This is a genomic window from Streptomyces spongiae, from assembly GCF_009377185.1.
In the GTDB taxonomy this organism is placed as follows: Bacteria; Actinomycetota; Actinomycetes; order Streptomycetales; family Streptomycetaceae; genus Streptomyces; species Streptomyces spongiae.
In genome coordinates this window covers 24,054-34,312 of record NZ_VJZC01000045.1, presented here as the reverse complement: position 1 = coordinate 34,312, position 10,259 = coordinate 24,054, and the positions used below count along the sequence as shown (strand labels likewise).

The following is a 10,259-nucleotide window of genomic DNA, read 5'->3' as shown; positions in this document are numbered from 1 at the left end:
CACCCCAACCCCACCCAGCAACTGGACTTCAAGCGCTTCTCGTCGGAAGCGCTGAAGGAGTACCTGCGCGCGGAGCGGGACGTCCTGCGCGAGATCACCCCCGACGTGCCCGTCACCACGAACTTCATGGTGATGGGCGGCACCAAGGGCATGAACTACCCCGACTGGGCCGACGAGATCGACTTCGTCTCCAACGACCACTACGTCCACCCCGGCCCACAGGACCGCGACGAGCTGTCCTTCTCGGCCAACCTCACCAGCGGCATCGCCGGCGGACGCCCCTGGTTCCTGATGGAGCACTCCACCAGCGCGGTCAACTGGCAGCCCGTCAACGTCGCCAAGCGGCCCGGCGATCTGGCCCGCGACTCGCTGCTGCACGTCGCGCACGGCGCCGACGCCGTGTGCTACTTCCAGTGGCGGCAGTCGGCGGCCGGCGCCGAGAAGTACCACTCGGCGATGGTGCCGCACGCCGGGGAGGACAGCGACCTCTTCCGCGCTGTCGTCGCCCTCGGAGACACGCTCAAGACCCTCGCCCCCGTCGCCGGTTCCGAGCGCGAGACCGCCCCCGTGGGCATCGTCTTCGACTGGGAGTCGTGGTGGGCGAGCGAGCAGGACTCGCACCCGACCTCCCTGCTCGACTACCGCCAGGAAGCGCTCGACTGGTACTCGGCGCTCCTCGCCCTCGGTGTCCGCGCCGACGTCGTCACCACACGAACCGACCTGGACCGCTACCGGGTGCTGATCACACCCGTGCTCCACGTCGTCCCCGCCGACCTCGCCAAGGAGCTCACGCGGTACGCCGAGAACGGCGGCCACCTCGTCACCACGTACTTCTCCGGGATCGTCGACGAGAACGACCACATCTGGCTCGGCGGCTACCCGGGCGCCCTGCGCGACCTGCTCGGCATCCGCATCGAGGAGTTCGGCCCGCTGCTCGCCGGGGACACCGTCGAACTGGACGACTCCACCACCGGCAGCCTGTGGACCGACCGCATCACCGTCACCGACCCGGAGACGGACGTCCTGGCCGCCTACCGCACAGGCGCGCACGCCGGGCGCCCGGCCGTCACCCGCCGCCCCACGGGCAGCGGTTCGGCCGCGTACGTCTCCACCCGGCTCGGCGCCGAAGGGCTCACCGCCCTGCTGCCGCGGCTGCTCGCGCCGGCCGGGGTCGAGAGCGAACTGCCGGGCGATGCGCGAGGGCTGGTCGAAACGGCCGTCCGCCGCGGGCCCGACAGCCGCTTCCTCTTCCTGGTCAACCGCACCGACGGGACGGTGCCTGTCACCGGCCTGGCCGGCGAGGTCCTGGTCGGCCAGGCCGACGCCGACGGCGCTCTCGTACTGCACCCCAGGGGCGTAGCCGTACTGCGGCAGCCCACCGCCTGACACCAGCCTGACGCCGGACCCACCCATCCGACTCCTCGAACGGCTCCGCACCCGTTCGAGGGCCATCCCTCCCGCCCTTCGTGGACGGGAGGATCCACCACAGCGACCACACCGAGTTGGGAGCACACGATGGCACGCCGTACCCGCAGCAGACGGCTCCTCGGAGCCGCGAGTCTCACCGCTCTGGCGACCGGGGCCGCTCTGGTCTCCGCCCCGTCGTCCACGGCGCAGGTGACGGCGGCGGACACCGCCTCCGTCACCGTCCAGCCCGACCCCTCCTACAAGCAGGAGAAGTTCGAGGGCTGGGGCACCAGCCTCGTCTGGTTCGCCAACGCCACCGGCGACTACCCGAAGCCGATCCGCGAGAAGCTCGCGAAGCTCCTCTTCGACGACGACGGCCTCGCCCTCAACATCGCCCGCTACAACATCGGCGGCGGCAACGCCCCCGACGTCAAGGACTACCTGCGCGCCGGCGGCGCCGTCGAGGGATGGTGGAAGGCCCCCGCGGGCACCACCCGCGAGGACACCGACTGGTGGAGCGCCGACGACCCGGCCGACTGGAACAAGAACGCCGACCTCACCCAGCGCTGGTGGGTCGACCGCATCAAGGACGACATCGACCACTGGGAAACCTTCAGCAACTCCCCGCCGTGGTTCATGACGGTCAGCGGCTACGTCTCCGGCGGCTTCAACGCCACCGACGACCAGCTCAAGACCGAGTCCATCGACGACTTCGCCGCCTACATGGCGGGCGCGACCAAGCGGCTGGAGAAGGCCGAGGGCATCAAGGTCGACACCGTCGACCCCTTCAACGAGCCCAACACCAACTACTGGAGCACCCGCCTGGGCGCCGACGGCGAGCCCGTCGGCGGCCGCCAGGAGGGCGCCCACATCGGCCCCGCCCTCCAGGACAAGGTCATCAAGGCCCTGGCCCCCGCCCTGAAGAAGGCGAGGACCAAGGCCGAGATCTCCGCGATGGACGAGACCAACCCCAGTACGTTCGCGACGAACTGGAGCGGCTACTCGACGGAGTCCCGCGACCTCGTCGACCAGATGAACGTCCACACCTACGGCACCGGCCAGCGCACCACCGTGCGCGACATCTCCAAGGCCGAGAACAAGCGGCTGTGGATGAGCGAGGTCGAGGGCGACTGGGGCGACGGCCAGAGCTTCACGGACATGCGGCCGGGCCTCGGGCTCGCCCAGCGCATGGTCGACGACCTGCGCGAACTGGAGCCGCGTGCCTGGGTGTTCTGGCAGCCCGTCGAGGACTACGACAACATGAAGCCGGGCGGGGAGTCCGCCAAGGGCGGCAACTGGGGCAGCATCCAGCTCCCCTTCAGCTGCACCTCCACGGACACCCTGGAGACCTGCCCGATCTACACGAACACCAAGTTCGACACCGCGCGCAACTTCACCCACTTCATCAAGCCCGGCGACCGGCTGATCAAGGTGGACGACACCTCCAGCGCGGCCGCGGTGACGAAGAACGGCAAGGGCGCCTCGGTCGTCCACGTCAACAGCACCACCGAGGCCCGCACGGTCACGATCGACCTCTCCAAGTTCCGTGACGTCAGCCGGGGCGCGACCGTCACCCCCGTCGTGACCGACGCGAACGGCAAGCTGAAGAAGCACGACCCGATCAAGGTCACCGACCGCACGGCCACCTTCACCGTGCCCGCGCAGTCCGTGACGTCCTTCGCAGTCAAGGGCGTGTCCGGCGTCGCCAAGGACGCCCCGCTGCTGCGCAAGGGCCACACCTACACCCTGACCGGCGTCCAGAGCGGCAAGGCCGTCACCGTCGGGGACAACGGCACCAACCTGGTCATCCGGTCCGGCAGCGCGGACGCCACCGCCCCCGGCCAGCAGTGGCAGCTGCGCTCGGTGCGCTCCGACTCCGGGGTCCTCGACCGGTACGTCTTCACCAACCCCGCCGAGGGCAAGCGGCTCGCCGTCCGTGACAACACCCCAGTGGTCGAGCCCGACGAGGGCGAGCGCGACGAGGCCACCCAGTGGGTCATGTCCACCACCGGCGACGGCACCTGGACCCTCGTCAACGTCGCGACCCACCGGCTCCTGGAGGTCGGCGGCCAGGCCACCAACGAGGGCGCGGCCGTCACCACGTGGACCCCGAACTCCGGGGCCAACCAGCGGTGGAAGGTGGCCGATGTGACGGAGCAGGTGAGCGGCGCCACGGAGTAGCACCCGGGCAGCACCACAGGTGCCGATGAGTACCCGTACTCATGACCGGCGGTCGGGAGCGACCGGACGATGATGACCACCCTGACACGAGGAGATCATCATCATGTCCGCCCTCCCGACCGCCGTTCGCTCGTCGGCGGAACCCCGGCCGTCCGCCGCTCGTCGCTCCGGCCGTGGCACCGGCCGGCGGCTCCCCGTCGTCCTGCTGGCCGTCGTCACCCTCGCGCTCGCGGTGTCGGCGTGGTACCCGAAGGACCCGACCACCTGGGTGCTGGAGACCGTGTGGGTGATGGTCGGACTGCCGCTTGTGGTCCTGCTGCGCAAGCGGTTCCCGCTCAGCGATCTGTTGTGCTGCCTGCTGGCCGCACACGCGCTGGTCCTCATCGTGGGAGGCCACTACACCTACGCGGAAGTCCCCGCGGGTGACTGGGTGCGCGACTGGTTCGGCCTGGAGCGCAACCCCTACGACCGGTTCGGCCACCTCATGCAGGGCTTCGTCCCCGCGATCCTGGTCCGCGAACTCCTCGTCCGCACCTCGCCGCTGCGCGGCAGCCGCTGGCTGGCTCCGCTGACCGTCTGCGCCTGCCTGGCCTTCAGCGCGGTCTTCGAGATGCTGGAGTGGGCCGCTGCCGTGGCGGGCGGCCACGCCGCCGACGCGTTCCTCGCCACCCAGGGAGACGTGTGGGACACCCAGTGGGACATGTTCTGCGCCCTGATCGGGGCCACGTGCTCGCTGCTGCTCCTCAGCCGGGTGCACGACCGGCATCTCGCCCGCCTCGGGCACTCCTGAGCCCGCCTCGGGCATTCCTGAGCCCGCTTCGGGCACTCCTGAAACACAAGCGCCTACGGGCTCATCCGCAGCACGAGCCGCAGCGTGTCCGTCAGGACGGCGGTGGGGACGGTCGGGTCGGCGATCCGCTGGACGCCGATCCCGATGCCGAGGCTGAGCAGGGTCATCGCCGCCTGGTCGGCAGGCATGGCCAAGGAGGCGCCCAACTCCTGGGCCAGCGCTTCGAGGAGCTGGGCCAGCGCCTCGCGGATCGCGGCGACACGTGCCGTGATCTCATGCCGGATCTCGTCGTCGTGACGGGCCCGGGTGAGGAACTCGACCTCCAGCGTGGTCCAGGCCTCGTCGCCGATGTGCGCCTCGGCCCACGCGGTGAACGTCGCGAGACGGTCCTCGATCCGGGTGTCACGCATGACGGACTCCGTGAGCAGGGCCAGCTGCTCGGCCCGGATGTCGTCGAGGACGGCGAGGCACAGGTGGTCCTTGCCGCGGAAGTTGGAGTAGACGGCGCCCTTGGAGTAGCCGGCCGTCTCCGCGACATCGCTGAGCGACGTGGCGCCGTAGCCGTCGCGCAGGAACAACTCCCGCGCGGTGGCGACGAGCCGCTCCCGCGTGCGTTCCTGACTCTCGACGCGGCTGAGGCGGGCCATGTCTCGCTCCCTCTCCCGTCCTGCGCGGTGTTCCCCTGAAGTTCCCCGAAGCCCTCGGATCCTATCTCCGCGCAGGGCTGTCGCCGCCCATCCGGATACCACTAGTATCCGGATCTCGTCGGTATCCGAATGGGCGGAGAACCTCAAGTGACCTCAGCGGCCACACGAACGACCCCTTCCCGCGGACTGGTGCTGGGCTGCGGTGGAACACTCGGCGCAGCCTGGACCATCAGCGCGCTGCACTCGCTCCAGCAGGCCCTGCGATGGGACCCGCGCGACGCCGAGGTCCTGGTGGGCACCTCCGCCGGGGCGGAGCTCGCGGCCCTGCTCGGCGGCGGCATCGGTGTGGAGGAACTGCTGGCCGCGCAACTCGCCCAGCAGGACGCCCGCCCGGAACTGGTACGCCACTTCGCTGCCGCGCCCCGGGGGATCCCGCCACGGCCCGCGCTCTTCTCCGGGGCGCCGGGGCTGGCACGGCACGCGCTGCGCCGCACCGTTCCCGCGCTGGCCGGCCTCTCCGGCCTGCTGCCGCAGGGCCGTGGTGACGCCGGCCGGCTGGCGGCCCTGTCGGACTTACTGACACCTGCCGGACAGTGGGTCGGGCATCCCGCGACCTGGCTGGTGGCCACCGACTTCGACACGGGCCGACGCACGGTCTTCGGGCACCCCGACACCCCTCCGGCCGCCCTGCGCGACGCGCTGCGGGCGTCCTGGGCGGTCCCCGGCTGGTTCCCGCCCGTGCGCATCGGCGGCCGACGCTATGCGGACGGCGGCATCCTCTCCACCGCGTCCGCCGACCTCCTGGTTCCCAGCGGGCTCGACGAGGTGTACGTCATCGCGCCGATGAGCTCGCTCTCGCCCGCCCCGCGCAGAGGGCTCGGCCGGGCGGAAGCGCTGCTGCGCCGCGCCATGACCCGCACGCTCACCGCGGAGTGCGCCGCGTTGCGGGCCACGGGCACCCGGGTCGTCCGTATCGAACCCACCGCCGCCGACCTGGAGGTGATGGGCGGCAACTTCATGGACGCCCGGCGCCGCCCGGCCGTTCTGGAGACCGCCCTGCGCACCACGCGGGCCGTCGTCCGCGACAGCCTCCCGCCTCCCGCCGGGCACCACCGCACGGGCCAGCGCCCCGACGCCCGGACAGGAGCCTGACATGCCGCACCCCGACAGCCTCACGACGGCCGTCACCCGTGAGACCCGCGACGTGGAGGCGCTGGTCATCGGCAGCGGTCTGTCCGGCATCGGAGCGGCCATCAAGCTGCGCCAGGCCGGCATGCACGACCTCGTCCTCATCGAGAAGGCGGACGACCTGGGCGGCACCTGGCGGGACAACACCTATCCGGGCTGCGCCTGCGACGTCCCCTCCGCCCTGTACTCCTACTCCTTCGCGCCCAACCCGGAGTGGACGCGCGCCTTCGCCGGCCAGCCCGAGATCCGCGCCTACCTGCGCACCACGGCGGCCGCGTACGGCATCACGCCACTCATCCGCTTCGGCACCGAGGCAACACGCGCGGGGTGGGACCCCCGAGACGCCCGCTGGCACGTCGAGACCACCCGCGGCCGCTACACCGCCCGCTTCCTGATCGCGGCAGCCGGGCCCTGGCACGAACCGCTGCTCCCCGGCATACCCGGCCTGGCGGACTTCCCCGGCGAGGTCTTCCACTCCTCGCGCTGGCGCCACGACCACGACCTCACCGGCGCACGCGTCGCGGTCGTCGGCAGCGGAGCCTCGGCCGTACAGTTCGTCCCCGCCATCCAGCCCCGCGTCGGCCGGCTGCACCTGTTCCAGCGCACCGCCCAGTGGGTGCTGCCCAAGCCCGACCACTACGTGCCCCACGCCGAACGATGGCTCATGCGGCGCGTCCCGGCAGCCCAACGGGCCCTGCGGAACGCGGAGTACGCGGCGATGGAGGCCCTGGGCGTGGGGTTCCGGCACCCGTCCCTCCTGCGCGCGGTGCAGAGGCTGGGCTCGCTCCATCTCAGGACCACGGTCAAGGACCCACGGCTGCGCCGGGCACTGACCCCGGACTACACCCTGGGCTGCAAACGGCTCCTGTTGTCGAACACGTACTATCCCGCCCTGACCCGGCCCAACGTCACCGTCCACGCCACGGCCGTCGAGTCCGTCCAGGGCAGCCGTGTCATCGGGGTCGACGGCAGTGCCGCGGACGTCGACACCATCATCCTGGGCACGGGCTTCCACATCCTCGACATGCCCGTCGCCCAACGCGTGTTCGACGCCGACGGCGCCAGTCTGGACGACCACTGGAAGGGCAGTCCGGACGCCTACCTCGGCACCACCGTCAGCGGGTTCCCCAACGCGTTCATCCTCCTCGGACCGCACCTCGGCACCGGACACTCCTCCGCCTACATGGTCCTCGAAGCCCAACTGGACTACATGGCACGGGCGGTGCGCCACTTCCGCTCCGCGGGCTGGGCCACCATGGACGTACGCCCCGAAGTCCAGGCCGCCTTCAACGCCGAGGTCCAGCAGGCACTGCCGTCCACCGTCTACAACGCGGGCGGCTGCTCCAGCTACTACCTCGACAGCAACGGCCGCAACAGCTTCAGCTGGCCCTGGTCGACGGGCCGGATGCGGCGACGTCTGGCCCGGTTCGACCCGGAGGCCTATGACCACTCAGTTGACCACTCAGTCCGGACATGAGGGGTCCTGCCCGCCGGGTGGCCTCGTCGTGGGTGGAGCGGGGGCGCGTATCGCCGTGTTGAGCAGCGCCGCGAAGGCGAGGAGCGCGCTCAGGCCGGCGACGAGTGCCAGGATCCAGCCGGCGGTGACGAGTGAGCCAGGCAAAGCGCCCCGTACGTCGGCCAGTTGGAGAACGTGGCCGAGGACGAGCAGAGCGACGGCGGACGTGACGGCCAGGGGCGGTGTGAGGATCGCCAGCGCGGTCAGCAGGTCGGTGGGGGCGCGCCGGCACCGCGCGGTCCGGCCGGTCGGGTGGGGCACGTGGTCTCCTGACGGCTGAAGGTTCAGATGTTGACGCCGAAGTCGGCGGCGATGCCGGCCAGTCCGGAGGCGTAACCCTGCCCGACGGCGCGGAACTTCCAGTCGGCGCCGCCCCGGTAGAGCTCGCCGAAGACCATGGCGGTCTCGGTGGAGGCGTCCTCGGAGAGGTCGTAGCGGGCGATCTCGGCGCCGCCGGCCTGGTTGACGACGCGGATGAAGGCATTGCTGACCTGGCCGAAACTCTGGCGGCGGTTCTCGGCGTCGTGGATGGAGACGGGGAAGACGATCCGGTCGACCCCGGCGGGCACGGAGACGAGGTCCACCTTGACGGACTCGTCGTCGCCCTCGCCCTCACCGGTGAGGTTGTCGCCGGTGTGCTCGACCGAACCGTCGGGGCTCCTGAGGTTGTTGTAGAAGATGAAGTGCTGGTCGGAGACCACCTTGCCGGAGGCGTCGAGCAGCAGTGCGGAGGCGTCGAGGTCGTAGTCCGTGCCGGTCGTGGTGCGCACGTCCCAGCCGAGACCGACCAGCACGGCGGTGAGGCCGGGCGCCTCCTTGCTGAGCGAGACGTTGCCGCCCTTGGACAGGGAAACTCCCACTGTGTACTCCTTGTTGAGCAGGTGTGATCGACGACCGCCGGTGCGGTCCCCGACGTAGAATCTACAACACTGTAGAAGATTGTTGGGGGTGCGTGATCGCGCGGGAGTCGAGGGAAGGGCCGCGGCGGTCGCCGCCGTCTATACGATGGCCGCTCGGGAAGCGGTCGGCGGCGGAAGGGAGACAGGACGTGACGGATCACCCACAGCGCGCCCGGCGGCGGGGACAGGGTGAGCTCGAGGCGCTGGTCCTGTCCGCCCTGCGTGAGGCGGACGGGCCCGCGACGGCAGGGTGGGTGCAGGAGCACCTGGGCGGCGATCTGGCCTACACGACGGTGATCACGATCCTGACCAGGTTGCTGACCAAGGGGGCGGTGACCCGAGAGCGCGCCGGCCGGTCCTTCGCATGGACCCCTGCCTCGGACCAGGCCGGGCTCGCCGCGCACAAGATGCGCAGGGTGCTCGACGGCGAGAGCGACCGAGGGGCGGTGCTGGCGAGCTTCGTGACGGGACTGGGGCCGGACGACGAGCGACTGCTGCGTGAACTGCTGGGCCGGGTCGAGGGCGAAGGGGAAGACTGAAGCCTGATGGGGGTGTTCGTCTTTCTGCCGCTGGTGCTGCCGTTGACGGCGTGGCCGATCGCGCGGCTGGCCGAGCAGCATCTGCATCCGAGGGCCGCGACCCGTCTGCTGACCACAGTGGCCGTGGTGACGGCGGTGTGCAGCACGGTGTGCCTGGGGCTGCTCATGGTGGTCGGCACGGCGCAACTGCCGGGCAACCCGCTGCCCGACGGCTGGTCGGACCCCGAGGTGCGCGAGGCGGTGCCGTACGACGAGGTCGCCGGCAGGCTGGCCATTCCGGCGTTGCTCGCGGTCCTGCTGGCCTGCGCTCGCACCCTGGGGAGGCACAGCCGGGTCCGTCGCGGTGCCCACCGGGCGCTGACGGGCCTGCCGGACACGGAGGTGGCGGTCCTGCCCGACGCGGTGCCGTACGCGTACGCGCTGCCCGGTGGCCGTCGTGGCCGCGGTGGCCGTGTGGTGGTGACCACGGCTCTGCTGAGCTCCCTCGAACCGGCCGAGCGGCGCGCGCTGTTCGCCCACGAGCGAGCCCATCTGGTGGCCCGGCACCACCGGTTCCTCCTGGCTGTCCAACTGGCCGCGCGCGCCAACCCCTTCCTGCGGCCGCTGCGTACGGCGGTGTCGTACACGGCGGAGCGGTGGGCCGACGAGGACGCGGCGCAGGCCGTCGGCAGTCGCAGAGTCGTGGCCCGCGCGATCGGCAAGGCGGCACTCGTGTCCCGCGGCACCCCGGTGGCGACGCTCGCGGGCTTCGCCGCCGCGGGCCCGGTGCCCCGTAGGGTGGCGGCCCTGCTCGATCCAGCGCCCGCGGTGCGCAGTTGGCCCTCCGTGTTCACGTCGGTGGGCCTGGCCGCGTGGGCAGCGGCGGTGGGCGCGGCCGTGTCGGCGATGTCGTCGGCGAACTCGGCCGTGACCATGTTCCTCATCCTGTACGCCGCGACACCCCTGTGAGTGAAGCGGGATATCGGGACATGCGAACGCGGGGCGGCGCGTAGGCTTCTGCGTCCTGACGTCAGGTCAGGGCGGGCGGTGGGGTGGTGCGGTTCCGGGTGTCGTGAGATGTACCCGTCTGCCGTACGTATCTCTACATGGCCG

The 10,259-nt window shown here is 71.2% G+C and carries 10 protein-coding genes; 7 read left to right on the top strand and 3 right to left on the bottom strand.

Annotated elements, in window-relative coordinates; genetic code table 11:
* From FNH08_RS09965 to FNH08_RS09955, 3 genes are all read left to right on the top strand, one after another.
* Positions 1–1,386 (top strand): beta-galactosidase (locus tag FNH08_RS09965; RefSeq protein ID WP_152771073.1); only part of this gene is annotated, 1,386 nt, incomplete at its 5' end.
* Positions 1,387–1,515: 129 nt separating this feature from the next.
* Complete coding sequence (locus FNH08_RS09960) at positions 1,516–3,588, top strand: glycoside hydrolase (protein ID WP_152771072.1); 2,073 nt, start codon at positions 1,516–1,518, stop codon at positions 3,586–3,588.
* Positions 3,589–3,691: 103 nt separating this feature from the next.
* Positions 3,692–4,378, top strand: a complete 687-nt coding sequence (locus tag FNH08_RS09955) for a DUF2238 domain-containing protein (protein WP_152771071.1) — start codon at positions 3,692–3,694, stop codon at positions 4,376–4,378.
* 53 nt (positions 4,379–4,431) lie between these two features.
* Here the strand turns inward: FNH08_RS09955 and FNH08_RS09950 are convergent, their stop codons facing one another.
* Positions 4,432–5,025, bottom strand: coding sequence for a TetR/AcrR family transcriptional regulator (locus tag FNH08_RS09950; protein ID WP_152771070.1), 594 nt, complete (start codon positions 5,023–5,025; stop codon positions 4,432–4,434).
* A 147-nt stretch (positions 5,026–5,172) separates the two neighbouring features.
* Between FNH08_RS09950 and FNH08_RS09945 the strand changes: the two genes are divergently transcribed.
* Positions 5,173–6,177 (top strand): patatin-like phospholipase family protein, encoded by a 1,005-nt coding sequence (locus FNH08_RS09945; protein ID WP_322724141.1) that lies wholly within the window; start codon positions 5,173–5,175, stop codon positions 6,175–6,177.
* Between the two features lies 1 nt (position 6,178).
* Complete coding sequence (locus FNH08_RS09940) at positions 6,179–7,690, top strand: flavin-containing monooxygenase (protein WP_152771068.1); 1,512 nt, start codon at positions 6,179–6,181, stop codon at positions 7,688–7,690.
* On the opposite strand, the gene FNH08_RS09935 is transcribed toward FNH08_RS09940, so the two are convergent.
* Both FNH08_RS09935 and FNH08_RS09930 read right to left on the bottom strand, forming a co-directional pair.
* Positions 7,676–7,990 carry a hypothetical protein gene (locus FNH08_RS09935; protein WP_152771066.1) on the bottom strand — a complete coding sequence of 105 codons (315 nt, stop codon included), beginning with the start codon at positions 7,988–7,990 and terminating at the stop codon, positions 7,676–7,678. The genes FNH08_RS09940 and FNH08_RS09935 overlap by 15 nt on opposite strands.
* A gap of 23 nt (positions 7,991–8,013) precedes the next feature.
* Complete coding sequence (locus FNH08_RS09930) at positions 8,014–8,589, bottom strand: TerD family protein (protein WP_322724138.1); 576 nt, start codon at positions 8,587–8,589, stop codon at positions 8,014–8,016.
* A 188-nt stretch (positions 8,590–8,777) separates the two neighbouring features.
* Here FNH08_RS09930 and FNH08_RS09925 point away from each other — a divergent pair, with 188 nt between their 5' ends.
* A complete protein-coding gene (locus FNH08_RS09925) occupies positions 8,778–9,167 on the top strand; it encodes a BlaI/MecI/CopY family transcriptional regulator (RefSeq protein ID WP_322724137.1) in 390 nt (129 codons plus the stop codon).
* 6 nt (positions 9,168–9,173) lie between these two features.
* Positions 9,174–10,115, top strand: coding sequence for a M56 family metallopeptidase (locus FNH08_RS09920; protein ID WP_152771062.1), 942 nt, complete (start codon positions 9,174–9,176; stop codon positions 10,113–10,115).
* Positions 10,116–10,259: the final 144 nt, after the last annotated feature.

Bases quoted from the DNA above. Each gene is read 5' to 3' on its own strand.
- FNH08_RS09940 (WP_152771068.1), top strand. From the start codon at position 6,179: ATGCCGCACCCCGACAGCCTCACGACGGCCGTCACCCGTGAGACCCGC.
- FNH08_RS09950 (WP_152771070.1), bottom strand. From the start codon at position 5,025: ATGGCCCGCCTCAGCCGCGTCGAGAGTCAGGAACGCACGCGGGAGCGG.
- FNH08_RS09955 (WP_152771071.1), top strand. From the start codon at position 3,692: ATGTCCGCCCTCCCGACCGCCGTTCGCTCGTCGGCGGAACCCCGGCCG.
- FNH08_RS09920 (WP_152771062.1), top strand. From the start codon at position 9,174: ATGGGGGTGTTCGTCTTTCTGCCGCTGGTGCTGCCGTTGACGGCGTGG.
- FNH08_RS09960 (WP_152771072.1), top strand. From the start codon at position 1,516: ATGGCACGCCGTACCCGCAGCAGACGGCTCCTCGGAGCCGCGAGTCTC.